This window comes from Noviherbaspirillum sp., assembly GCF_036846085.1.
GTDB lineage: Bacteria > Pseudomonadota > Gammaproteobacteria > Burkholderiales > Burkholderiaceae_D > Noviherbaspirillum.
Genome location: NZ_DAIUCO010000006.1, coordinates 1 through 24467 on the forward strand (window position 1 = coordinate 1; position 24467 = coordinate 24467).

General features: G+C 59.9%; 19 protein-coding genes. 6 read left to right on the forward strand and 13 right to left on the reverse strand.

Features of this window, described 5'->3' with window-relative positions:
- On the forward strand, positions 1 to 565 hold a 565-nt coding region (locus V7080_RS01375; protein WP_334186600.1), incomplete at its 5' end, for an FAD binding domain-containing protein.
- A gap of 3 nt (positions 566 to 568) precedes the next feature.
- The gene (gene paoC, locus V7080_RS01380; protein WP_334186601.1) at positions 569 to 2836 is read left to right on the forward strand and encodes an aldehyde oxidoreductase molybdenum-binding subunit PaoC; all 2268 of its coding nucleotides are present in this window, start codon (positions 569 to 571) and stop codon (positions 2834 to 2836) included.
- 279 nt (positions 2837 to 3115) lie between these two features.
- On the opposite strand, the gene V7080_RS01385 is transcribed toward paoC, so the two are convergent.
- The 7 genes from V7080_RS01385 to V7080_RS01415 all read right to left on the reverse strand — a co-directional run bounded on the left by V7080_RS01385 (position 3116) and on the right by V7080_RS01415 (position 12451).
- The gene (locus V7080_RS01385) at positions 3116 to 3532 is read right to left on the reverse strand and encodes a hypothetical protein (RefSeq protein ID WP_334186602.1); all 417 of its coding nucleotides are present in this window, start codon (positions 3530 to 3532) and stop codon (positions 3116 to 3118) included.
- 279 nt (positions 3533 to 3811) lie between these two features.
- Entirely contained in the window at positions 3812 to 5539 is a 1728-nt protein-coding gene (locus V7080_RS01390; protein ID WP_334186603.1) for a methyl-accepting chemotaxis protein, read from the reverse strand.
- Positions 5540 to 5622: 83 nt separating this feature from the next.
- Positions 5623 to 6111 (reverse strand): chemotaxis protein CheW, encoded by a 489-nt coding sequence (locus V7080_RS01395; RefSeq protein ID WP_334186604.1) that lies wholly within the window; start codon positions 6109 to 6111, stop codon positions 5623 to 5625.
- Positions 6112 to 6603: 492 nt separating this feature from the next.
- The gene (locus V7080_RS01400; protein ID WP_334186605.1) at positions 6604 to 8790 is read right to left on the reverse strand and encodes a hybrid sensor histidine kinase/response regulator; all 2187 of its coding nucleotides are present in this window, start codon (positions 8788 to 8790) and stop codon (positions 6604 to 6606) included.
- A 299-nt stretch (positions 8791 to 9089) separates the two neighbouring features.
- Entirely contained in the window at positions 9090 to 11069 is a 1980-nt protein-coding gene (locus V7080_RS01405) for an MHYT domain-containing protein (RefSeq protein ID WP_334186606.1), read from the reverse strand.
- Between the two features lie 347 nt (positions 11070 to 11416).
- Positions 11417 to 11707: a hypothetical protein gene (locus tag V7080_RS01410; protein WP_334186607.1), complete on the reverse strand. Its 291-nt coding sequence runs from the start codon at positions 11705 to 11707 to the stop codon at positions 11417 to 11419.
- Between the two features lie 24 nt (positions 11708 to 11731).
- Entirely contained in the window at positions 11732 to 12451 is a 720-nt protein-coding gene (locus V7080_RS01415) for a TetR/AcrR family transcriptional regulator (RefSeq protein ID WP_334186608.1), read from the reverse strand.
- Positions 12452 to 12971: 520 nt separating this feature from the next.
- On the opposite strand from V7080_RS01415, the gene V7080_RS01420 reads away from it, so the two are divergent.
- Positions 12972 to 13325, forward strand: coding sequence for a DUF3140 domain-containing protein (locus V7080_RS01420; RefSeq protein WP_334186609.1), 354 nt, complete (start codon positions 12972 to 12974; stop codon positions 13323 to 13325).
- Between the two features lie 100 nt (positions 13326 to 13425).
- On the opposite strand, the gene V7080_RS01425 is transcribed toward V7080_RS01420, so the two are convergent.
- Both V7080_RS01425 and V7080_RS01430 read right to left on the reverse strand, forming a co-directional pair.
- Positions 13426 to 14838 carry a carotenoid oxygenase family protein gene (locus V7080_RS01425; RefSeq protein ID WP_334186610.1) on the reverse strand — a complete coding sequence of 471 codons (1413 nt, stop codon included), beginning with the start codon at positions 14836 to 14838 and terminating at the stop codon, positions 13426 to 13428.
- A complete protein-coding gene (locus tag V7080_RS01430; RefSeq protein WP_334186611.1) occupies positions 14835 to 15920 on the reverse strand; it encodes a MerR family transcriptional regulator in 1086 nt (361 codons plus the stop codon). Before V7080_RS01430 ends, V7080_RS01425 begins: the two co-directional genes overlap by 4 nt.
- Positions 15921 to 16314: 394 nt before the next feature.
- Here V7080_RS01430 and V7080_RS01435 point away from each other — a divergent pair, with 394 nt between their 5' ends.
- Together V7080_RS01435 and V7080_RS01440 are read left to right on the forward strand one after the other, a co-directional pair.
- Positions 16315 to 17598: a phospholipase D-like domain-containing protein gene (locus tag V7080_RS01435; RefSeq protein ID WP_334186612.1), complete on the forward strand. Its 1284-nt coding sequence runs from the start codon at positions 16315 to 16317 to the stop codon at positions 17596 to 17598.
- A gap of 297 nt (positions 17599 to 17895) precedes the next feature.
- Positions 17896 to 20163, forward strand: coding sequence for a putative bifunctional diguanylate cyclase/phosphodiesterase (locus V7080_RS01440; protein ID WP_334186613.1), 2268 nt, complete (start codon positions 17896 to 17898; stop codon positions 20161 to 20163).
- A gap of 227 nt (positions 20164 to 20390) precedes the next feature.
- Here the strand turns inward: V7080_RS01440 and V7080_RS01445 are convergent, their stop codons facing one another.
- A complete protein-coding gene (locus V7080_RS01445; protein ID WP_334186614.1) occupies positions 20391 to 20744 on the reverse strand; it encodes a DUF1428 domain-containing protein in 354 nt (117 codons plus the stop codon).
- Between the two features lie 95 nt (positions 20745 to 20839).
- Positions 20840 to 21274, reverse strand: coding sequence for a VOC family protein (locus tag V7080_RS01450; RefSeq protein ID WP_334186615.1), 435 nt, complete (start codon positions 21272 to 21274; stop codon positions 20840 to 20842).
- A gap of 404 nt (positions 21275 to 21678) precedes the next feature.
- Between V7080_RS01450 and V7080_RS01455 the strand changes: the two genes are divergently transcribed.
- Complete coding sequence (locus tag V7080_RS01455; protein WP_334186616.1) at positions 21679 to 22767, forward strand: glutathione S-transferase family protein; 1089 nt, start codon at positions 21679 to 21681, stop codon at positions 22765 to 22767.
- 4 nt (positions 22768 to 22771) lie between these two features.
- Here the strand turns inward: V7080_RS01455 and fahA are convergent, their stop codons facing one another.
- The gene (gene fahA, locus V7080_RS01460; protein ID WP_334186617.1) at positions 22772 to 24091 is read right to left on the reverse strand and encodes a fumarylacetoacetase; all 1320 of its coding nucleotides are present in this window, start codon (positions 24089 to 24091) and stop codon (positions 22772 to 22774) included.
- Positions 24092 to 24270: 179 nt separating this feature from the next.
- Complete coding sequence (locus tag V7080_RS01465; RefSeq protein ID WP_334186618.1) at positions 24271 to 24465, reverse strand: DUF2783 domain-containing protein; 195 nt, start codon at positions 24463 to 24465, stop codon at positions 24271 to 24273.
- Between the last annotated feature and the right edge of the window lie 2 nt (positions 24466 to 24467).

Sequence of the window (24467 nt, forward strand, 5' to 3'; positions counted from 1 at the left end):
CAACAAGCGGCGGCCCGGCAGCGGCTGCGGCGCCATCGGCGGCTACAGCCGGCACCACGCCGTCGTCGGCACGAGCGACGCCTGCATCGCCACCCATCCGAGCGACATGGCCGTCGCGATGCGCGTCCTCGATGCGACGGTCGAGACCGTGCGCCCCAACGGATCGACGCGCACCATTCCGATTGCGGACTTTCACAAATTGCCAGGGAAAACGCCGCATATCGAGAACACCCTCGAACCAGGTGAACTGATTACCGCAGTCACGCTTCCCCGCCCGGTCGGCGGCACCCAGGTGTACAGGAAGGTAAGGGATCGCGCTTCCTATGCGTTCGCGCTCGTGTCCGTCGCCGCCATCGTTCAGCGCGACGGCACCGGCAGAGTGGCGCTGGGCGGTGTGGCGCATAAGCCGTGGCGTATCGAAGCAGCCGAGCGGGAAATGCCGCGCTCGGGCAATGCGGTCGCGGCCGCGCTGCTCGCAGATGCACGGACCACGCACGACAACGCATTCAAGGTTCCGCTGGTGGAGCGCACGCTTGCGGCCGTCCTTGCCGACGCAAAGAGGTGATTCATGAAATTCGATAGTCCCGCCACCACCAATCCCATCGACCAGCTCAAGGTCGTCGGCCAACCCGTTGACCGCATCGACGGGCCACTCAAGACGACCGGCACCGCGCCCTACGCGTACGACCGATACGACGTGGTTCCGAACCAGGCGTACGGATATGTGCTGGGCTCCGCAATCGCCAAGGGCCGCATCGCCGGAATGGACCTGGCTGCCGCGAAAGCCGCGCCGGGGGTGATCACCATCGTCACCGCGCAGAATGCCGGCAAGCTGGCGAAAGGCGACCTGAATACGGCGAAGCTGCTGGGCGGTCCTGAAATTCAGCACTATCACCAGGCCGTTGCAGTCGTTGTCGCCGAGACGTTCGAGCAGGCGCGCGCTGCTGCCATGCTCATACGCGTCAACTATTCCGCTGCAAAGGGATCGTTCGATCTGGATGCGGTGAAAGACAAGGCGGTCTCGGCGGATGTCTTCAATGCCGCCGGAGAAACATCCGTCGGCAACTTCACCGCCGCCTTTCCGGCAGCGCCCGTTCAGCTGGATGCAACCTACTCGACCGCGCACGAATCACACTCGATGCTTGAACCGCATGCGACGGTGGCCGCATGGGACGGTGACCGGCTTACGCTGTGGACCTCCAATCAGATGATCGCCTGGGCGGTAAGCGACATGGCAAAGACGCTTGGCATGCCGAAGGAGAAGATCCGGGTCATGTCGCCGTATATCGGCGGCGGCTTCGGCGCGAAGCTTTTCCTGCGTTCCGATGCATTGATGGCGGCGCTCGCCGCGCGCGCGGCCCGACGTCCGGTGAAGGTCGCCCTGCAGCGCGCCCTGATTCCCAACAACACGGTTCATCGCTCCGCAACCATCCAGCGCCTCCGGATCGGCGCCACCAGGGATGGCCAGATCACCGCGATCGGCCATGAAAGCTGGTCCGGCAATCTGCCGGGCGGCGGACTTGAAGCAGGCGCGGTCCAGACACGGGCGCTGTATGCCGGCGCCAACCGCATCACATCGAATCGGCTTGCCACGCTGGACCTGCCGGAAGCAAATGCGATGCGCGCACCGAACGAGGCGCCCGGCCTCGCGGTACTGGAAATCGCGATGGACGAGATGGCGGAAAAACTGGCGATGGACCCGATCGAGTTCCGCATCAGGAACGACACCCAGGTGGTTCCCGATTTTCCGGGCAAGCCTGCCTCGAGCGATCCGCAATCCAAGAAGCCGGAACAGAAGGAAAAGCAGAATTCGACGCCGCCGTTCTCGAAGCGGCAACTGGTGCAGTGCTTCCAGGTCGGCGCCAAACAGTTCGGCTGGGATAAACGCAATCCGAAACCGGGCCAGGTGCGTGACGGACGGTGGCTCATCGGCATGGGGGTGGCATCCGCCTTCCGCGACAACCTGGTGACCAAGTCGGCGGCAAGGGTGCGCCTGGACCGCAACGGCAATGTCACCGTCGAAACCGACATGACGGACATCGGCACCGGCAGCTATACGATCATCGCCCAGACGGCCGCCGAAATGATGGGTGTGCCGCTGAACAAGGTCAATGTGCGCCTCGGCGACTCAAGCTTTCCGGCGTCGTGCGGCTCGGGTGGGCAATGGGGCGGCAACAGCTCGACATCCGGCGTGTATGCCGCCTGCATGAAGCTGCGCGAGGCCGTTGCGCAGAAGGCGGGCTTGAACGCCACCGATGCCGTTTTCGCGGATGGACAGATCCGCTCCGGCCAGACCAGCATTCCGCTCGCCGACTTGGCGGGCAGCCGCGGACTCGTGGCGGAGGACATGATTGAATTCGGCGACCTCGACAAGCGTTACCAGCAGTCGACCTTCGGCGCGCATTTCGTCGAAGTCGGCGTCGATGCGGCCACGGGCGAGACCCGCGTACGACGCATGCTCGCCGTGTGCGCGGCGGGACGCATCCTCAATCCGAAAACCGCCCGCAGCCAGGTGATCGGCGCCATGACGATGGGCGTGGGCGCCGCGCTGATGGAAGAACTGGCGGTCGACACGCGCCACGGCTTCTTCGTCAACCACGACCTTGCCTTGTATGAGGTTCCGGTGCATGCCGACATTCCGCACCAGGAAGTGATCTTTCTGGATGAAACCGACCCGATTTCGTCGCCGATGAAGGCCAAGGGCGTCGGCGAACTCGGGATCTGCGGAATCGCTGCGGCCGTGGCCAATGCGGTCTACAACGCCACCGGCGTCCGGGTACGCGACTACCCGATCACGCTCGACAAGCTGATCGGAAAAATGCAGTCGATGGCGTGATGACATCCTTGACGTCATTCGACGTGGCAATCCGGGAGAATTGAAATCGCCGGATTGCCATGCCGATGCGCGCGGCAAGAATGTTGCACGTTCGCATCGACATATCGACGTGTCGCTCGGCAAACCCGCGTCGTTAAAATTCCATCGCAGTATTGACAGCGATGACCGCGGGCGGGCTTGTAAAAATACAACCGATATCCACGAATTCACAGATATCGCACGATGATGCCTGAGCAACAGGGAGATGGCATAACGGCGGCGAACCCGCGACAGGAGGGTCTACCGCCCTACCCACTTGCGCATGACTTCCCTGTACTTCCTGAAAGCGGCTTCATTGCCAAGTTCGGCGCGCCACTGATAGATCGGTATGACCTCGGACGCTCCCAACGCCTTTGATGCGATCTCCACGCTTTGCGCGACGTAGTGGTGCTTGCTTTCCATACCCGTAAAGTGCACCAGGAAAGGCGCGTCCCTGGCTATCGGATGAAGTTTCACGATCCGCAGGAAATCATAGAACTGGCCATCATTGAAATGCACGCTGCATGCGATCAGATCGTAGGGCTGCTCCAGCAGAGTGATCGCTTCGGCAAGAGTCAGCGCCGGGGTGTATTCGAACTCGGGCGCAGGATACGCTTCTCCGAGGACAGGCAACGCTTCAGGAACGGCGGCGGTAAGTACCTTGATTGGTTTCAACATCAAATTTCATTATGTCGGTGAATGCTGTGAGCGATTATAGGTGCAAGCAGTACAGGGGCATAAGCCCGACCGTGACTATGACGCCACAGGAACCTTGCCCGGCATTTCATTGACGGTCGACGGCCATCAACCGGCCACGATGAAAAGTGAGCTGCCTGCTGAACGCAATGACAACCAATCCCCCGACCATGAAAATCCCGGCTGGGGAACGGGTATAAGAATGTGTGGCGGGGCGGATCGACTGTTGACGACCCGTTCTCCCGGCAATCACCTCGACACTTAGAACTCTTCCCAATCCTCACTTGCCCTTGTGGTGTCAATCTGCTTCTGACGGGGAGCGGGAACCGCCGGTGCCGACCGCTTCCTTGCCGTCTCCACCGCCATGGGTGCAATCATGGCCTTGCGCCTGGTTGCCGGTGGTGAACTGGTGCGCGTATCGCTTTGCACAACATCGAGCTTGAACACACTGACCACCTGCGCCAGCTTGCCCGCCTGCTCCTGCATGGCTTCCGATGCGGCGGCGGCCTCTTCCACCAGTGCCGCATTCTGCTGCGTCACCTGGTCCATCTGGGTGATCGCCTGGTTGATCTGCTCGATTCCCGCCGTCTGCTCATCGCTGGCCGCCATGATCTCGGCCATGATGTCGGTAACCCGCTTCACGCTCTCCACGATCTCGTGCATGGTCGCGCCCGCCTGATTCACGAGTTTGCCGCCGGCATCGACCTTCTCGACCGAATCGCCGATCAGTGACTTGATTTCCTTTGCCGCCGCCGCTGACCTTTGCGCCAGGTTGCGTACCTCCGAGGCCACCACCGCGAATCCTCTTCCCTGCTCGCCGGCACGCGCCGCTTCCACCGCCGCATTCAATGCCAGGATATTTGTCTGAAAGGCGATGCCGTCGATGACACCAATAATGTCAGCGATCTTTTTCGATGAATCGTTGATGGCGCCCATCGTATCAACCACCTGGGATACCACGGCGCCGCCTTTGCTGGCCACTTCGGAGGCGGACACGGCCAGCTGGTTGGCCTGGCGTGCGTTGTCCGCGTTCTGCTTCACGGTGGAGGTCAGTTCCTCCATTGAGGAGGCGGTCTCTTCAAGGGAACTTGCCTGCTCTTCGGTACGCGAAGAAAGGTCGGCATTGCCGCTGGCGATCTGCCCGGACGCGGTTGCAATCGTATCTGTGCCTGCACGCACCTGCCCGACGATGGCGGCAAGGCTGTCGCGCATCTGCCTCATGGCAAACAGCATGCTCGACTGGTCGCCTGTTTTCGTATTGACGGCTACGCTCAGGTCGCCCGCGGCAATCTGCTTCGCGATGTCCGCTGCATAGTCGGGTTCGCCGCCCAGCTGTTTCGTCAGGTTTCGTGTGATCAGTGCTCCCAGGGCGATGCCGGTCACCATGCTGCAAAGAACGAGGATGCCCATCAGGGTCACACTTGAACGGTAGGTGTCAGTCCCCGCTTCGGACGCGGCTTTCGCCCTTTGTTCTTTCAGCTTTGTCAGGTCGGTGAGCAAATCGTCAAGGACATTGGCGTGATTGCGTGTATCGACGAGTGCCTTGGCTAGTTCAGCACTGCGCTCCTGGAGTTTTTCATTGTCTGCAAGCTTCAGGCTGTTCCACATTTCCCGTTCATACACTTCGGACACTTGCGCATACTTCGCAAAGATTTCCTTTGCCTTTTCCGTGACGAAGAGCGGTCGTGCTTTATCAAGGTTTTCTTTCACGGCATCCAGGTACTTCCTTACGTTCGCCTTATTGGTTTCCCGCTCGTCCGTCGTGGTTGACAGGAGAACATTTCCGCGGGCGCGGCCGACGTAGATCAGGTTGATGTTTGCTTCCTTGATATAGGAAAGCCCCATCAGTTCCGTCTCGTACATCTGATCTGCGAGGTCGCTGATGCGGCCCATGTTGTATATGCCGATTGCAGCGACGATGGCGCCCAGCACCGCGACACTCAAAAAGCCGAGAATCAGCTTAGATCCCACCTTCATGTTTTGAAACATTCTTATCTCACCGTTATGTAGTTAATTTTTTAATTTAATGCGAAGCCGGGACAAGCAGAAGCCTGCAAAGTCGTGGAAGGTGATTACGCTGCCATCTTGCTGATCAGGCCGATCTCATCGCTTGACATGAATCGGTCTATATCCAGCAGGATGAGCATGCGGTCACCGATGGTGCCGAGACCCAGAAGAAAGTCCGTATCGACCACCGACCCCATGTCCGGAGCTGGCTTGATCTGTTCGGCGCCGAGCGTGACGACGTCGGATACGCTGTCGACCACCATCCCGATGACGCGATGGCCGATGTTGAGAATGACGACGACGGTGAACTCGTCGTAGGTCGGTGTGCCAAGGTTGAATTTGATTCGCATGTCAACCACGGGCACGATGATTCCCCGCAGGTTGATGACGCCCTTGACATACTCCGGTGCATTGGCGATACGTGTGACGGTGTCGTATCCCCTGATTTCCTGCACCTTCTGGATGCTGATTCCATACTCCTCCTTGCCGAGCGTGAAGGACAGCACCTCGGCGTCGGTACCTGAATCGGCACCCGCACTTATGTTGTTAACCATGATTGATCCCTGTCGAGAAACACCAAGCAGAATCTGAATACCGTAGGAATTTCCCTACAGCAACAATATTACGCTCGACGGCGGCAGAACACGGTATTCAAGTGACGATCAGATGAACAGACGTTTTCGCATTCACGCTTCCGGAGGGGTGTTTTCAAGCCTGTGAACCGTGTTGTATTGAACAACGCGTACCGACAGGCCTCGACAAGACGATCAGCATCGGCCGATGAATGGAAAAGGAATCGTCGAGATTGCACTTTGCACATCGCCTGCGTTTATCCAGGGATACGTTCGCGGACTCAGGCGTTGTATAGGGAACGTCTGCTTGCGGGCGTTTTCAGGATTCAATCAAACGTTTGCACAGGCGGGCGGAACGACCGGCGACACTGCATGGCTGGGATACCACCATGAGTGTTGGCGTATTAGACAGCGAATGATATGAAGCACATTCGATGAACGTTGTGAAAAAGCGTCAATTTGGTGCACCGACCGTCAGGCCTTGAACGCCTTGCCGATAATTCTGTTCAGCTCGATGAGCCGTACCGGCTTGGTTATATGGTGATCGAAGCCGGCGGCAAGAGCCTGCTCCTTATCCTGGACCTGGCCATAACCGCTCAACGCGATCAATTGGCCGGTCCAGCCGGTATTCTGGTCACGAATTGCGCGGGCAAGTTGATACCCGTCGATTTCCGGCATGCCGATATCCAGTATCGCCACGTCGGGGGCGAATGACCACATCAGTGCGAGTGCGCTGCGCCCAGTATAGGCAGTCTGGACCTCGTGTCCTGTCGCCCTGAGACCCGAGGCAAGAAGCTCGGCAGCGTCGACGTTGTCGTCCACGACCAGCACGCGACGGCCCCCTTCTCCCGCCGTTGTTATCCGCTCGTGCGCCGGCGCCTGGTCCATCGATGCCTGCGGCAGGCGAATCTCGAAGCGGCTTCCCATGCCTGGCCCACCGCTGCTCACTTGTATGCGGCCGTCATGCAACTCAACGATGGTTTTAACAATGGTCAAGCCCAGGCCAAGCCCTCCCTGTGAGCGTGCAAGCGACTGCGGCGCCTGGAAAAAGGGCTGAAATACCTTTTCCAGGGTCGCCGCATCCATCCCGGCCCCATCATCCTCAACAACGAGGAGCGCATCGTCGCCATCGAACGCGACCTGCAGCCGTATCGTTCCGCCCGCGGCGAAACGTATCGCATTAGATAATAGATTGGTCACCACCTGCTCCAGCCGTCCCGGGTCGCCGTGGACGAATAGCGGCACATCACCCAGGTCGAGTGCCAGGTGCGCACCGCACGTTTCCGCGGCATGGCGTACGGATTCTTGCGCCCTGAGTCCCACCTGCCTCAGGTCCACCTGTTCCCTGCAGATCTGCAACTTGCCTTGCACGATACGGGAAACATCCAGCAGGTCGTCGACGAGACGATGCAGATGATTGACCTGGCGACGCAGGATCGCCCTTTCCGGGCGGGTGCGTTCATCGCCGCGCAGATCCAGCAGATCGAGCGCGGATACGATGGGCGCGAGCGGATTGCGCATTTCATGGCCGAGCATGGCAAGGAAGTTGTCCTTGGCGCGCCCGGCTTCCTCGGCTTGCGACAGCGCTACCCGCGAGGCGTCGAGCGCTGCGTTCAGCGATGCAAGCAGTCGTTCCCGCTCGGCCTCCACGTCGGCCCGCTCCCGGGACAGAAGAACCAGCGCATCGTCGGCTTCGTTGATCTCGTGAATCCGACCGCGCGCCGGCGCAAGCACCTCACCGGCGCGCACCAGCCTTACCGCCCGCTGCCGCAGCTGATCCACGGAGCCGGCAATCCGGCGGGACAGCCAGGAGGCCGCAAATATCCAGGCGGCCAGCGACGCCAGGACGCCGGCAAAGTACAGCAGGGCTCCACGAAAAAACGCTGTGCCGGTCACGGCCGTCGGGATCCCGACGGCCACGGTCCAGCTATGACCGGGAACACGGGAAAACGCGGTTACCGACTCCGTGCCCTCCAATGTGGTGGTTATCCCGACACCCTCGGCTCCGCCCCTTGAAAGCAGGTTTGCGAGCGAGGGAGACGGCGTATTGTTGGCATGGTCTTTTGTCCGGGCCACCCGTTTCCCCGATGCGTCGAACACTGCGACGACCCAATTGTCAGGGACTTTCTGCTGTAGCAGGATGTCGAGGATGCGCTCCGGCGCGACCGCCGCGCTCAGTACGTAAGCCAATGCCGAGTCGCGATGGACGGGGACGCGCACGGGGAAGGCAAAGTTCCCCAGCGGGCCAACAAGCGCGCTTCCCACGACAGGACGGCCGCTCTCCAGGAATTTGCGCAGGCTGTCGATATCGATCACGCGGACCGAGTCGTCACCAAAGGGGAGCGCCGTGTTGAACAATAAGCGACCCTCGGCGTTCGATAGGATCACCGATTGCCATGCCGGATATGTCTGCTGCACGCGCAGCGCAGCCTCGTAGAAAGCGGAAAAATCATCCTCCACCAGTGCCTGCGATCGCGAGAGGATGCGCAGCGAAGCAATCGTCGACTCGAGTTCGGTTCCGACGGAAGTTGCAAGGGCGCGGGACAGGTCCAGCGCAGAGCGTTCAACTTCCAGTCGCTGCTGCTCCATCGCACTCCGGACCGCCCATCCGCTGGCCAGCATGACAGGCAACAAGGCGATCGCCGCAAGCAGAAGCAGCAATTGACGGAGATGCCAGGTTCCAGCAGCGCGCATAAGAATTCGGAAAAGGGGTGTTGAAGAAGCTGCCAATCGGACGGTGAAGTTTAACCGATCTGCACTTTACCGCCAGCATTCCTGGACGTGGACATCACTACTTCATCGATACCGTTGGACCGGAAAGTCGCTGCGGCCTTTGGAATGTGGCAGCCTGGTGTTCCGCCATCGGCAAATTGTCCGGCCCAGGGCAGATCCAACCCGCCGCGGGTAATCGACCTGCACCTGGCGACCGGGTCGTATCGCGGCGTCGCGCGATAATGCCGTCAGGTAGGGACGCGCGAGTCCGGCGCCAGCGCGACGACACGCCGGATGCTTCCCACCAGGTCGGCCGGCTCGAACGGCTTGGACAAATACATATCGAATCCCGCCGACAATGCCTGTTCCCGATCGGCGAGGCGGGTGAACGCCGACAGGGCGATTGCCGGCACCCTTCTTCCGCTCCCCTGCTCAAGCGCCCGCAACCGCCGCAGAAATCCATAGCCATCCTCGCCCGGCATGCCGATGTCGCTGACAACGACGTCCGGACGGTGGCTTGCGATATGCCGGAGTGCTTCTTCCGCCGATCTGGCGGGGGTCACTTCGGCACCGCATTCCCGCAGGAGGCTCTGGACCAGGTCGAGTGCGTCCGGATCGTCATCCACCACCAGCGCTGCGATCCCGGACAGGTCATACGCCTTGTTGCGCCCGATGTCCGGTGAATGCGCGCCCGGCTCGTCGCCGGCGGAATGCGCCAACTGCACAAGGGGAAGCTGCATGACGAAGCGGGCGCCCTTGCCTTCGCCGTCACTTTCGGCGCGAATCGTTCCGCCGTGCAGCTCGACCAGTTGCATGACAATCGAAAGACCGAGCCCCAGTCCGCCATACCGCCGGGTGGTCGATGAATCAGCCTGCCGAAAACGATCGAACACGAACGGCAGGAATTCCGGGCTGATGCCGATTCCGGTGTCGGAAACGGTTACGCTCGCATAGCCATCCATCTTCCTGGATACGACCTGTACCTTCCCTCCGGCACTGGTGAATTTGACGGCATTCGACAACAGATTCCACATCACCTGCTGCAGGCGCTCCGCATCGCCTGCAATAAGGCCGATGTCTGCATCGCCTTGCGATTCGAGCACGATATTCTTGGTCTGCGCCGTCGGCGTGATGGTTGCAATCGCGGCATCGACGACCGACTGGAGGGCAATCGGTTGCATCTCCATTCTTACCTTGCCGGATATGATGCGGCTCATGTCGAGCAGGTCGGAGATCAGCTGCGCCTGGGCGCGGGCATTCCGCTCAATCGTCTCCAACCCCTTTTCCAACGTGGCCTTGTCGTGGGCCTTGAGGCGCAGCAGTTGCGTCCAGCCGAGAATGGAACTGAGCGGCGTGCGCAATTCGTGGGACAGCGTTGCGAGAAACTCATCCTTCATTGCACTCATCTTCTCGGCCTGCGCCCGCGCGGCACGTTCACGCGAAAGCAGCACCTGGCGCTCTTCCGAAATGGCTTGCGACAAGGCGAGTGTCTGCGTGCGTGCCGTCAGTTTCGAATCATACACAGAGGTTAACAGCGCGACGACCAGCACGGACACCGTGGCGACGATGGTGCTGATCGCCAGTCCATCCGTGCCGAAGCCGTTGCTCGCCGCCATGCAGATGCTGTTCTCCGGGAACGCCGCAGCCGCCATGCCGGTGTAGTGCATGCCGGCAATGGCGATCCCCATGACCACCGCGCCCATGGCCCTGGCGATCCACACATGCCGCCCGCCGTCCCGCAGCCGGAAGGCGATCCATAGCGCCGCCCCCGAGGCCAGAATGGCAATTGCGACCGACAGGATGAACAGGGCGACATCGTATTGGATCCCGGGTTGCATGCGCATGGCTGCCATGCCGGTGTAGTGCATGGCGTTGATGCCGATTCCCATCAGTACCGCCGCGACGACGAGGCTGCGAAAGGCGAGGTTGGGCTGGCTCACCTGCCACAGCGCAAGCCAGGATGCGCCGAACGCAAGCAGCCACGACAAGGTCGTGATCCAGGGGTCATATCCGACCGGGATGGGAAGGCGAAAAGCCAGCATGCCGACGAAGTGCATGGACCAGATGCCGATGCTCATTGCAAAGGCGCCGCCAGCAATCCAGGAGCGCTCGGATGCACCGCTGTTGCTTGCGACGCGCCCGGCCATGCTAAGCGCTGTGAAGGAGGCCAGGATGGCAACGAGCACGGATACCAGCACCAGCGGACGGTCAAAATATCCGATTAGCATAGTGATTTGAAAAGTGGTGCGGATGGAGTGAGCAAGTCGAAGCGACTATTATCCTGCATGGCAATGAAGCGCGTGCGGAATTCCACGGTCAGCATGTACCTTACTTGCCTGTATTGCATGCATATCGGATTGTCGTTATGGCGTTTCATGTGTCGATGACAAGCAAACCGTCTCGGCGCAGCACGCGACTGGCATTCAACGCAGGTGTCTTATTGCAAACGTTGATGTGCATCCGGCGGATGGCATCTGTCCGACACGGCCGCCGGCGCTCGGACAATCAGGACGCGATTGCAACTGTCCGGCATGGATAACGACGGCCACGGAATGCGGCAAAACCCGCGCCACGCTCAGCTCAGCGCGGCGGCATGCGGCTTGTATCGTGAGGCAACATGCGATACAAGACGCTTTCCCCGCGCATGACATGCAACACAACCGCCGCGATAGGTACTGCAACCAGCATGGCGAGAAGCCATGAACTGGCGTGATGGACCTAACAAACGTGGCGGACTCTTTCGCAGACCGATCATCCACCACCCCAGGGCAAGCTGCGCGACAAGCAGGACGGCCATGGCCCAGTGAAGGCTGGCCGACTGGCGGTCATAGCGTGACGAAGTGCTGATGACCGGTTCGGCGGGCATGGTCGTATTCCTCCTGGTTCTTGATCAGGCCTTCCGGCGGCGCCTTGATGACGGACGAACGCTTGTCGATTCCTGTGCCGCCCTCGCCTCCCGTGCGGCCCTGAGCAATGTCGAATCGAACAATTCCTCCAGCGATGTCCGGAAGCGTTTGCAGGCGACCTTGTTGCTGGTGACATCGTCCTGCAATGCGCGGAAGAAAAGCGCGTCCGTCATCAGATACAGGAATTCGGGATCGACGCCGGGCAGGGTTGCGTTGCCGAGCAGGGCACTTATTTTCTTGATCAGGGCGGGAAAGAAGGCGCGCATTCCATCCTGGATCGGATTGACGACCGCGCGGAATTTTTCATCGAACATCGCCTGCATCCGTATGTCGTACCAGAGGCGATGGGTGCGCGCGGACGTCTGTATGGTCCGGATGTATTCGTCGATGACCTGCGCCAGCATTTCCTCGACAGTCTCGGTACCGTTGAAGGATGACAGCATGCTCACCATGAATTGCTCCTTGTAGTGGCAGACAACCATTGTGATCAGGTCTTCCTTGCTTTCGAAGTAGTAGTAAAGCCGGCCGAGCGACATGCCGGACTCGCTGGCGATATCCCGCAAGGTAGTTTGCGCATACCCCTTGGTCGACAGGCATTCCAGCGCATGCTGGAGCAGCTCGGTACGCCGGTCGCGGCGCGGGTCCGGTTCGGATGAGGCGGCCTGCCTTTTTGCGGCCGCGACTGTTAGGGTCTTTTTGGGCATAGGTACTGATTGGCGTTGCACCGGCGTGGAACAGGAAAAGCCTTCGATGTCGTCATGCCGGCGGGCACAACCATGATGCACGCAAACCTTTAAGGTACGCAATAGTATTGCCCAAAATCACTTGTGGTTCGGTAGATGTGCATCCCGTTTTCACATCGGCGGAGCGGCATCGCCGGCCGCCGTGAGCCGCTCGCTTCGTTGCCCATGCCGTGTAGCAGGAACTCGGCGCTCCTTCGAGCGATGTTCAACCCGGAAAATGATTCCCGACGGCGCTTTCGATGAAAGAGGAAACGTTTTTGCGCATGTCTGTCTAAAAGCGTTTAACAGAATGAGCGAAGCGCCGGCTTCGCGCTCTCTGGCAGGGCGCGTCGACGCAGGCAGTACTGCGAGGACAAGGCGACGCAACGCAGCCAGAGGCATTTTGTTGGACGCTCCAAGTCAAAAACCTGGCGCCCGGCTCGGCTCACCTAAGCTTCGCGCCATTCCGATACCCGATGGAGAATCGAGAAGGACAGGCCTCATGAGCAAGAGCACAAGCGACGATAGCAATACGAGGCAGACGATTGCCGAGTTCAAGCAGGCGGTGAACATGACGCCCGCCCAGATGGAAAAATGGCTCGACAGCGATGATTCGAAACGCGTGGGCCAGAAGCATGGCGATGGTGAATCGGTAGGACACCAGTCCGGCCGGCGCATCATCGAGCTGCTGCAGCGGCGGGCCGATGATCTCAGCGAAGACGACCTGGCGCACATGCGCAAGGTCGTCGGATATATTCACCGTCATTCCGCGCAGGGACCAAGCAAGAACGATCCGGCCACGAGCGACTGGCGCTACTCGCTCATGAACTGGGGCCACGATCCGCAGAAGAAGTGACGCATCTTCCTTGCGGGGCCGGGGCCGGGGCCGGCGACGTCGACACCGCACCGATGGTCAGGCGCGCCGGATAGCCCCGTCGAGAGGACCTGGTCCATGACTACGCCGGAATCCATGCTCCATGAAAACCGAAAGGAATCCGGCATGGAAGCTGAACCGCGGCAATCGGCCCGCCTGAAATATCGGTTGCATTGAACACCAGAACGTCACTGCGCTGCTCGGCCTGTCGCCATGCAGTTATCACTATCCAGCCATCGCCTTCATCGGCCCCGGCATGACGCGCCACGAATACCGGCTCGGACAGCACATCGCCGTCCGGCAGGCTGAAGCGCTGCATGCGCCGGTTTCCGAAGTCATGGCATGTCAACGTGCCGTACAAGGGATTCTCCATGTCGTTCCTCATGTTTCCATCGGCATGGCAGAGATACCATCCGTAACGGTTGCAGCGGCCCGCATGGCGTTCATCAATCCTGGGGAATTCCGCCGGGACATCATCGATGATCGACCGTTCGACCTTGCCCGAGTCGCTGGCCAGATCGATTGTCCAGCGGGACAATCTCGCGGCCGACTTCGCAGGCTCGCCCGGCCGGCCGTCGGCGTAAGGCATGCCGGGCGCCATTTCCGCCTCCATGGCATGAACGGTGATCCTGCCGTCCGCTTCCCATGCGTTCATGAAATGGAACACATGGCAGGCATCCATCTCCAGCCAGCGCATTGCGGTGATATCGGCGCCCTTGGGCAAGACGCCGATATGCGCGACACGGTCGGACTCCCAGGCGAACAAGGGCTTGCCGCGCATGGCCCTGTCCATGCTCGACGTCAACGGCATGACGGGAAAGAGCACATGCCCGGTGGTCGCCACGAAGTCGTGCACCATGCCGGCATACGGCGCCTCGAAGGTCTCCAGCCTGGCTACCCGGCATTCCCTGTCCAATATTCCATAATGCATCGTCGTCGTGCCCGGCCCGCCTGCCGAATAGGCGAAGAAGTGCAGTTCACCCGTATCCGGATCCGGTTTGGGATGGGCGGTGAAGCGCGATGCGATCATTCCGCCGAAGCTTTGATATCCCTTCGATGCCAGGGTCAGCGGGTCGAACTCGAACGGTTGATGGGATTCCTCCAGTGCGAACAAGCGGCCGCCGTGGAAAACAACATTCGTGTTGGCGGTCCCGGTACTGAGACCGATCACCGCCGGGTCGCTGGTGGCGGGATTGCCGAAGGTGCCGAAAAGCGCCTTGCCCGCGTCGTTCTCGAGCTGCCACTTCGAGGTGCGCATCCAGCGGTTCTTGTATGCGACCCGACCGCGATCGAAGGAAAACGCGTGCACCATGCCGTCGCCGGCGAACCAGTGGTAGAACTCGTCGCGCGGGTCGAACTGCGGATTCGGCCCGACACGGTACAGTGTGCCGTTCATCGCTTCCGGCAGTGTGCCGATGACACGAAGCCCGGCGATCTCCTGTTCGCGACGGACCGGCGCGAAGTTCCCTGCCAAAAAATGCGATTCGAAAGTCATGGTGATGCCCTGGTCTTGTTGTTGGTCGGATTCCGGTGCTGCACCTGCAATGCTTTTTCCAGGTAGGCGAGAAATGGCGGATCCATGCCCGAACCGAACCGCAATTCCGGCTCACGGGAAAAAGCGTGCTGAAGCTTTGCCGCCAGCGTCTCGTCACCCCCCACCTTTTCGTTCGACAACCTCGTCCACTCCCCTGCCAGGCGCTGCAACTCCGGATCGTTCGGTTCGGTGCCCCTGGCCATATGGCCACGGATGGCGGCAATGAGCGGCGGCCATGATGTGGTGGTCCGGATATAGTGGGGACGGAGATGCGCGATCTCCTCGCCGGTGCAATACCTGGCGTAGATTGCCAGGCGGCGATAGGCCATCGCGTGTGAAATGTAGTTCATTCGCACCTGGTCGATTCCGGATATCCGTTGCAGCGACTCCTCATTCCATTGCATGGCGTAATACTTCATCAGCAAGCCTTCATCGCCACCGACTTCCTTCATCAGCAGCGCGATCCAGCGGTAGCCGAGGTCCTGTGCCTCGTCGCTGTCGGCCGTTACTCCTCGTGCCATGAGCTGCTGCAAGGCTTCGCTCAAACGCGCCTTCTCCTCGTCGTACCCCGCTTCAACAGCTGTACGCTGCTTCGCCAGCGCATGGCGTTCTTCGTCATTGAAGTACCTGGAGACGGCGGACATCTGCTCCAGCACACCGAGCCAATCGTCCATGGCCAGGTTGCCGGACTGCTTCAGCCGCGCTTGCAAGCCGGTGAGGCGATCACGCAGGGCAACGGCATGACTGATCTGGTGATCAAGAAAGGCAACCTGTTTGTCCACCACGTCCGGAAAGCTTGCGCCACCGACGCTGAGGATTTGATGGATTTCCGCAAGCGTAAGGTTGAGGCGGCAAAGCGCCTGTATGCGGTATAGCTTCCCGACGTCCTCCTGATCGTAGAGCCGGAACCCTCCCTCCGACCGCGTTGAAGGAGAAAGCAGACCGATCTCGTCGTAATGCCGCAATGCACGTATCGTGACGCCGGTACGCCTGGCAAGCTGGCCGATTTTCAAAAACATGGCAACCCCTGAAGTTTCCAGCATGCTAAACCCTCCCGTTGCGGGAGAGTCAAGCGGAAAAAGCGAGGGAGCCGGCGAGCCGGAACAATCATTGGCCGGCTAGCGCTACGAGGTGCTTCCGGCCGACAGCCGGCTTCCATTGCCGACTGTGTTGCATGCAGGCCTGGCTTTCGCGTCCTTCAAGTCTCCCATTCATTCTTCAGGCCTCCAGCGTATGCGTCGCCGGTGCGGTCAAGCAGGCTTGCGCCGCCACAATATGTTCCAACTCCAAATCAATTAATATTTCGACAATGATTGTCCGGAATCCGCCGCTAGTTTCCTGGAACAGGACAGGCATCCCGCCTGATTTCGTTCCCGGCGCCCAACCCGGGCGGCCGCGTGTGCAATGCCGCCGTTCCTTCTCCGGGACAGCGAACCGATGGGTCATCCAATGTGGAACGAGCTGTCCTACTTTCTGATCATTGCGTTGTTTGGCATCGCGCTGTTTCTGCTTGTCGTTCTTTGGTCGGTCCGGCGCCATCGCGCACCCAAACTGCGTATCGAGTGCAGCACGCCCATCGATGACCTCATGCCCTCCCTCGCCGGCCTGACGCTCGGTACGGCCGTGGCGGGCAACGCCGTCGAAGTGTTCGAGAACGGCGCATTCTTCGATGCTCTTTTTGAACGGATCAGCCTGGCGCAACGATCGGTGCATTTCGAGACGTTTCTGTGGAAGGAAGGCGTCCTCGGGCAGCGGTTGGCCGATGCACTGTCAGAACGCGCCCGCGCAGGCAAGCAGGTACGTGTACTGCTGGACGCCACCGGCTGCAAAAAGCTCGGTAAGGCTGCTCGTCAGCAGATGGAGGACGCCGGGTGCAAGGTTGTTTTTTTCCATGACAAGAAATTCCGCAACATCGGCGTATTGAATGACCGCGACCATCGAAAGCTCGTCGTCATCGATGGCCGCGAGGCTTTTGTCGGCGGTCACTGCATCGTCGATACATGGCTTGGCGATGCGCAGGACAACGATCACTTCGCCGACGTCAGCCTGCGGCTGCAAGGTCCGATCGTGAACAGCGTGCAGGCTGCCTTCAGCGAAAACTGGGTGGGGCAAACCGGCGATCTGTTCGTCGGCGACGATGTCTTTCCTGCGCTTGAACCGGCGGGTGACGTGCAGATTCATGCGGCATTCGTCAAGCCGGAGAGCTCCGCTCCCGCCGTGAAAATTCTGCATCACACCGCCATCTGCCTCGCCCGCAAGCGTATCTGGATCCAGAATCCCTATTTCATCCCGGAACCGGAAGCGATCGACGCCTTCGGTGACGCCGTCTCCCGCGGCGTCGATGTGCGTGTGCTGATGCCGTCGACCAGCGGATCCGACAACCCGATGGTGCAGCACGCCGGGCATCGCAATTTCGAAAAATTGCTGCGTTGCGGGGTACGCCTGTTCGAATACCCGCATACGTTGCTGCATCAAAAGATCATGACGATCGACGGCGTATGGAGCGCGGTCGGATCAAGCAATTTCGACGACCGGTCTTTCGATACCAACGATGAAATCACCCTTGGCATCAAGGATGCCGCAACTGCACGCAGACTGGATGCCGTGTTCGAGAAGTACATGCCGCATGCGAGGGAAATCGAACTCGCGAAATGGACCAGGCGCAGCACATGGCACAAGATGAAGGACAACATGTTTTATCTGATCAATGAGGTCCTTTGACGTCGTTGCGGACATCGTCACGACATCCGCGCCGTCCGAGCCGCCACCTCTCAATTGACCGGAAGCCACAACGGCAGGAACAGTATCGGTCCCGAAGATCTGTGATGCGTAATCGCTTCTCCAATCCAAAGACGGTTTGTTCATCCGTTACCGGATTCGCCGCCATTCGAATTTAATTGTCGCCACCAAATACTTATCGTTACAAAATGAACTATAGGAACCCTGTTGCACCAAATATGGATGCGTTCGTGTTTCTCGAACACTGCTTTTGATCAATACGCGGCAACAGGGTGAACCATGACTCAGGTCGTTGACGATTTTTTCGAGTTCGGCCGTTCGGCAAAATCATTTCTGGTTCTCGCAAATGACTTATCGGTCATTGATGCGACCAGCACCTTTCTGGCGGAATGGTCGCTCCGGCGCGACGAGATTACGGGGCAGTCAGTTTTCGATGTGTTTTCGAATACGACCGATAAGACCGGAAGCAATGACGCCCGGCCGAAAACACTGATTTCGCTGCAGGAAGTGTTTGACCATGCTCCCGGTTTCCTGTGCGTCACCCGTGGACCAACCCATATCGTCGAACTCGTCAACAAGCCCTGCTACCAGATCGTATGCCACCGGCCTGTCGTCGGCATGTCGGCACGGGACATATCGTCTGTAGGCGGAAATTATGAGCTTGTCCGATTGCTCGACCAGGTGTACGCCACCGGCCAATCCTATGTGGGTCGGGCGCACAAAATCAAGCTCCAGCCTTCGCCCGGTGCCGCCTGCATCGAGGCTTACGTCAACTTCGTGTATCGGCCCATCTTTAACGATGAGGGTGCGGTCGCGGGCATACTCGCGTTCGGTTACGACGTGACGAAGGAGATTCTCGTGCGGGATGAACTTCGCAGCAGCGAAGACCGATTTCATCTCGCGCTCGAAGCGGCCGGAGACGGCGTCTGGGACTGGAACATCGCCAGGCAGACGTTCTCGCTTTCGGCCCGTGGAAGAGCCATGCTCGGATATGACGCCAACGAGATCGGCGACTCGCTGGAAGACTGGTTTTCAATCACGCATCCCGAAGATCAGGAACGTACCCGGGATCAAACGATGGCGTGTGTGCAAGGACGCATTCCGTTTCTTTCCTGCGAATATCGCGTGCGCTGCAAGAACGGCAGCTGGAAATGGCTGCTGGCAAGGGGCGCCGTCATTCACCGCGACGGATCAGGGCGAGCGACCCGCATGGTGGGTACGACCATCGACATATCGTCGGAACAGGAAACCTTGCGGCGCGCCAATTTCGATTCGCTGACCAGCCTGCCCAACAGGAGCCTGTTCCGTGACCGGCTCGAGCATGAAGTGCAGATTTCCCGCCGGACCGGCAAGCCGATCGCATTGATGTTTCTCGATCTGGACCGGTTCAAGGAAGTCAACGACCTGCTCGGCCATGCTGCGGGCGACAGCCTGCTGCGCGAATGCGCGAAGCGTATCCGTTCCTGTGTCCGTGCCGTCGATACGGTTGCGCGCCTGGGCGGGGATGAATTTACCGTGATCCTGACCGACCTTGACGGCCGGGCCCATGTCGAATTCATCGCACAGAAGATTCTGAACGTACTGGCGCGGCCATTCGACCTTGGCCAGGAACGTATTCATGTCTCCGGCAGTATCGGTATCACCATGCATCCTGACGACGGCGCATATCCGGAAGACCTGGTCCGAAACGCGGACCAGGCGATGTATGTCGCGAAGAATGCCGGAAGAAATCAGTTCTGCTTCTTCACGCGCTCGATGCAGGAGAAAGCGCGGCACCGCATCTCGATGATTGCGGAGTTGCGCGAGGCGCTGCCGAAGAACCAGCTGCAGGTGTATTTTCAGCCCATCGTGGAATTGCGCACCGGCCACATATCGAAGAGTGAAGCGCTGCTGCGCTGGCAGCATCCGCAAAAAGGCATGTTGCCGCCGTCCGAGTTCATCGGTCTCGCCGAAGAAAGCGGCTTGATCAATGACATCGGCAATTGGGTGTTCATCGAGGCGGCCAATTGGTCGAAGCGATGGACCGAGCAGGCCGGAAAACTGTTCCAGGTCAGCATCAATAAGTCGCCGATCCAGTTCATGCCACAGAAAAACACCATGAACTGGGGCACGCACCTGCGCAACCTCGGCATCGCCTGGAACAGCATATCGGTTGAAATTACTGAAAACCTGCTGTTCAACACATCTACGACCACGGAAGAGAGATTGCTCTCGATGCGCGACTCCGGCATCCAGGTGGCCATTGATGATTTCGGTACCGGCTACTCATCGATGGCTTACCTGAAAAAGTTCGATGTCGATTATCTGAAGATCGACCAGTCGTTCGTCGCCGGCTCCACCGCAGACACGATCTCGAGGACTATCGCCGAAACCATCATCGTCATGGCGCACAAGCTCGGATTGAAAGTCATCGCCGAAGGCATCGAAACCCAGGAACAGCTTGACTGGCTCAAGCAGGCCGGTTGCGACTATGGGCAGGGCTACCTTTTCTCGCAGCCTTTGCCGCCGGATCAGTTCGAACGATTGTTCGCACACCGAGCCGCATAAGCGCGGGATGCGGCTTGCACCGTCAAGCTCCGGATCGCAAACCGGTGCACGCCCCTATCCTGCCGACATCGGGACGAACCACAGTTCATCTGATTCTGCCTCCCCGACTTGTTTGCTTTCCGCGTTCGCCATCAGTGTTTCCGATGCGACGGCCTTTGACGCACATGTCTGCTGCCCCGGATGATGCGACCGCACCTTCCGGGCAACTTGTTCACATGAAACGGCGATCAGGCGTCGACGATCATCTGGAATCCGCCGTAGATCATCCGCTTGCCGTCGAACGGCATCGGGTTGGTGTCCGACTGCAATCTCGGATCTTCCATCACCTTTTTCATCCCTTCGTCACGGACTTCCTTCGACGGCCAGGAGATCCACGAAAAGACGACTGTCTCGTCCGGCTTGCGCTGCACCGCCATGGGAAAGGACGTCACTTTGCCTTCCGGTACATCATCACCCCAGCATTCGACCAGTCTCAACGCGCCGTATTCCTTGAATACGACTGCGGCTCTTTCAGCATGCTGCTTGTAGATGTCACGATTTGCGGTAGGTACGGCAACGACAAAACCATCGATGTATTCCATGATGTTCACTCCTTGAAGTTTGTTAAGGCGACTGGGCCGGTGTGCCGGGCATCAGCGCCGGATACGCGGATTGATGACGACAAGCATGCCGGCGCTCAGGATGCGACCACGACCATCCAGCTGATGCCGAATCTGTCGGCGACCATGCCGAATCGGGGCGAGAAAAAGGTCTGCTGCAACGGCATCTGTACCTGGCCGCCTTCTGCCAGTGTCGCGAAAACGTCGTCGGCCTTTGCATCGCTCGGTACGGTGATCGACAAGGAGAATCCCTGGAACGCCGGCTGTCCGGCGCAGCGTCCGTCGGAGGCCATGACCGTCGTATCGCCGATGCGGAAGCTGGCATGCATCACCTTGTCTTCGCAACCGGGAGGAATCATGCATGCCTGCGCAATTTCTTCGCGTTTCCCCTGGAAATCCGGGTTATCGCTGAAACGCATGAGCATGTCGACTTCGGCCCCCAGCGCATTCACATAAAACGTGATTGCCTCTTCGCAACGCCCTTCAAATGACAGATACGGTTGCACTTGCATATTGGTCTCCTCACCTTGACTAGTAGTCTGAATCACCCTTTTGTGCAGGATGCCGATCAATGCCGGCGTTCAATGCACAACAGGATATCCGGCATGTTTGTGTACACTGCACACATATAGTAGTGGAGGTTGTGTACGCCGTCCACAAATTTATTTGAGGCCCCGCCGTGCCTGGATCATGTATCGCCCGGAGGGCCGCGACCGGATCTGCAACTGGCTCGAAAGAAATTTTTCTATCTGCCGCAGTAGCAAGCGCACGTAGCCTTCCGACGTCCGCCGGCGATCGGAAGAACGGACCATCCGCCTGGTCGAAATCCCGGCAATGACATGCTGAACGCACTTTCACCGCCCCGGCTTGCCTGCAATCCTTCTGATAGCATCGTGCCGGTACATAAGGAGACGAGATGCAGGGCACTTACAAGTTATACGGATCGGAAATCAGTTATTTCACCGGGAAGGTTCGTTCCTATTTGCGCTGGAAGAACCTGCCTTTCGAGGAGATCCTGTCGGACGCGCGCGTGTTCAAGGAAATCATCCTTCCGCGCGTCGGCTTTCCGGTCATTCCCGTGGTGCTGACGCCGGAAGATGACTGCCTGCAGGACAGTACCGATATCATCGACGAGCTCGAACGCCGCCACCCTGGTCCGTCGATCTACCCAGCCACCCCGCGTCAGCGGCTGGCCGCATTGCTGCTCGAAGTGTACGGCGATGAGTGGCTGGTCATCCCCGCAATGCATTACCGCTGGCACCACAACAGGGAGTGGGCGATGCGGGCGTTCGGCGAGCTGAGCGCCCCGGACGCTTCGCCTGATGAGCAGTTTGCGATTGGGTCGAAGCGCGCGGAACCGTTCGCGAACGCGGCGGTGCTTCTCGGCGCCGAGCCGCATATGCATGCTGCAATCGAGTCATCTTATGAACGTCTGCTGGCGGAGCTGTCCGGCCATTTCGAGAACCATCCATTCCTGTTCGGCGATCGCCCCAGCATCGGCGACATCGGCCTCATCGGTCCGCTGTATGCGCATCAGTACAGGGATCCCTGGACCGGCAGGCATATGCGCGAGCGCGCGCCGCTCGTGGCGCAATGGGTCGAACGGATGCAGAACCCCGAGCCGCTGGCGGGCGCGTTTCTTGATGATGACGTGGTGCTCGATTCCCTGATCCCGGTATTGAAGCGCATGTTCAGCGAGCAGATGCCGGTGCTTGCCGATTCGTCCCGGCGCGTGCGCGAATGGATGGCGGACAATCCCGTCAAGCCGCTGCCGCGCGCCATCGGCTTTCACGAGTTCACGCTGAACGGACAGCGGGGAAAACGGATCATCCGTCCCTACAGTTTGTGGATGCTGCAACGGGCGCGGGATTATTACCAATCCCTGGAAGGACAGGACCGTGCCGCCGTTGACGCGTTGCTGCTGCGTGCCGATGGCGACGCGTTCCGCAATTTCGAGGACCCGCCTCGGCTGGCCCGGGCGGGATTGAGCGTGAAGCCGGCGTAGCGGCTTAACCGGTCCTGGCTGGCAGGACCGTCCCCCAGCATTCACCGAAGCCGATGCGCGCGGCATCCGGCTTTTCACACCATCCGCGCAGCACGACCGCGTCGCCGTCCTCAAGGAATCCACGCGTCTCGCCGTTCGGCAATTGCAGCGGCTTCTTGCCGCCGACGGTCAATTCGACGAGAGCGGCGGCCTGGTCTTCCGTCGGGCCGGACAAGGTGCCGCTGCCGAACAGGTCGCCCGGCTGCAGGTTGCAGCCGTTGACGGTGTGGTGCGCCACCATCTGCGCGACGGTCCAGTAGGCATGGCGATAGCTGGTGCGGCAGAAGGAGAAATCGGACTGGCCGGCGTCGCGCATCGCCGGTGTCTGCAAGCCCGCGCTCAGCTGGATGTCGATGGAACCGGCGCGCCGGTTGCGGTCGGAATCCAGGTAAGGCAAGGGCTGCGGGTCGTCGGCAGGACGGGTGAACGGCACCCTGAACGGCGCCAGCGCTTCCAGCGTCACGATCCAGGGCGAGATGGTGGTGGCGAAGTTCTTCGCAAGGAAAGGCCCGAGAGGCTGGTATTCCCAGCCCTGGATGTCGCGGGCCGACCAGTCATTCAACAGGCAAATCCCGAAGACATGATCCTCGGCCTCGGTGATGGCGATCGGATCGCCGAGGTTGTTGCCGTTGCCGATGAACACGCCCAGCTCCAGTTCGATGTCCAGGCGCTTGCTCGGGCCGAGGACCGGTTGCGTCGCGCCCGGCGGCATGAGCTGACCGAGTGGCCGGCGGAACGCGCGGCCGGAGACTCCGATACTCGAGGCCCGGCCATGGTAGCCGATCGGCACCCACTTGTAGTTCGGAAGAAGCGGATTGTCGGGGCGAAACTGCTTCCCGATGTTGGTGGCATGGTAGACGGACGTATAGAAGTCGGTGTAGTCGCCGATCCGGGCCGGTACGTCGTATTCCGCCCCGGCTTGCGGTACCAGGCATGCCTGCAGCGCCGCCTGTGCGGCGGCGCCCTCCCGCAATGCGCGCGAGAGCGACAGGCGCAGCGCGCTCCACGCGCCGGCGCCGAGGGCCATGAGGGAATTGAGCGCAGGCAGCGCGCCGGCCTGCAGTGCGGCGGCGGCCTCGCCGCCGAGAGCGCCGCTTGCCGATACCGCCGCCAGGTCCAGGATCTGGTCGCCGATCGCGACGCCGCCTCGAAAAGCTTCCTTGCTGCCCTGCCGGCGGAAGACCGCGAACGGCAGGTTCTGAATCGGAAAGTCTGTCCCGGCCACGTTGGCGGATGCTACCCAGCTACGCAGGCCGGGGTCATGGGTTTCATTCAGTTCGATCATTGCAATTCCAATCCTTTTTTCTGTTTGGTACGCACCGTCAAGCCGGATTTGATCGTGCTGCCGGGCGCGAAAAGTCCGTTTCGGTATTCTGCCAGCATTGGATGCCCATCGGCGAATGCGTCACCCGCGACGCGAGGGCGGCCAGATCGGTTCGTTGCCGCCTGCCGCGCGGGGGTTTCTCACTTTGCCGTCCGGGCAATGTCCATCGCCTGCCGCAGTATGCCGATATCGCCGATGTGGTTCGACAGCAGGAGAATCAGCTTGGCATTCACCAGTTGACTTTCCGCATCGTCCAGACCCTGGTGCATATCGATGAGCATCTGGTAAAAATCGTCGGTGCTGGACAGGTTCGGTTCAAGGATCAGGTTCTGCATCA

Excerpts from the sequence above, each read along its gene's own strand:
- V7080_RS01395 (WP_334186604.1), bottom strand. The coding sequence starts at position 6,111 with ATGGTTAACAACATAAGTGCGGGTGCCGATTCAGGTACCGACGCCGAG.
- V7080_RS01430 (WP_334186611.1), bottom strand. The coding sequence starts at position 15,920 with ATGCTGGAAACTTCAGGGGTTGCCATGTTTTTGAAAATCGGCCAGCTT.
- V7080_RS01465 (WP_334186618.1), bottom strand. The coding sequence starts at position 24,465 with ATGCAGAACCTGATCCTTGAACCGAACCTGTCCAGCACCGACGATTTT.
- V7080_RS01435 (WP_334186612.1), top strand. The coding sequence starts at position 16,315 with ATGGGTCATCCAATGTGGAACGAGCTGTCCTACTTTCTGATCATTGCG.
- V7080_RS01415 (WP_334186608.1), bottom strand. The coding sequence starts at position 12,451 with ATGCCCAAAAAGACCCTAACAGTCGCGGCCGCAAAAAGGCAGGCCGCC.
- V7080_RS01445 (WP_334186614.1), bottom strand. The coding sequence starts at position 20,744 with ATGGAATACATCGATGGTTTTGTCGTTGCCGTACCTACCGCAAATCGT.
- V7080_RS01385 (WP_334186602.1), bottom strand. The coding sequence starts at position 3,532 with ATGTTGAAACCAATCAAGGTACTTACCGCCGCCGTTCCTGAAGCGTTG.
- V7080_RS01390 (WP_334186603.1), bottom strand. The coding sequence starts at position 5,539 with ATGTTTCAAAACATGAAGGTGGGATCTAAGCTGATTCTCGGCTTTTTG.
- V7080_RS01405 (WP_334186606.1), bottom strand. The coding sequence starts at position 11,069 with ATGCTAATCGGATATTTTGACCGTCCGCTGGTGCTGGTATCCGTGCTC.
- V7080_RS01425 (WP_334186610.1), bottom strand. The coding sequence starts at position 14,838 with ATGACTTTCGAATCGCATTTTTTGGCAGGGAACTTCGCGCCGGTCCGT.
- fahA (WP_334186617.1), bottom strand. The coding sequence starts at position 24,091 with ATGATCGAACTGAATGAAACCCATGACCCCGGCCTGCGTAGCTGGGTA.
- V7080_RS01410 (WP_334186607.1), bottom strand. The coding sequence starts at position 11,707 with ATGCCCGCCGAACCGGTCATCAGCACTTCGTCACGCTATGACCGCCAG.
- paoC (WP_334186601.1), top strand. The coding sequence starts at position 569 with ATGAAATTCGATAGTCCCGCCACCACCAATCCCATCGACCAGCTCAAG.
- V7080_RS01450 (WP_334186615.1), bottom strand. The coding sequence starts at position 21,274 with ATGCAAGTGCAACCGTATCTGTCATTTGAAGGGCGTTGCGAAGAGGCA.
- V7080_RS01440 (WP_334186613.1), top strand. The coding sequence starts at position 17,896 with ATGACTCAGGTCGTTGACGATTTTTTCGAGTTCGGCCGTTCGGCAAAA.
- V7080_RS01420 (WP_334186609.1), top strand. The coding sequence starts at position 12,972 with ATGAGCAAGAGCACAAGCGACGATAGCAATACGAGGCAGACGATTGCC.
- V7080_RS01455 (WP_334186616.1), top strand. The coding sequence starts at position 21,679 with ATGCAGGGCACTTACAAGTTATACGGATCGGAAATCAGTTATTTCACC.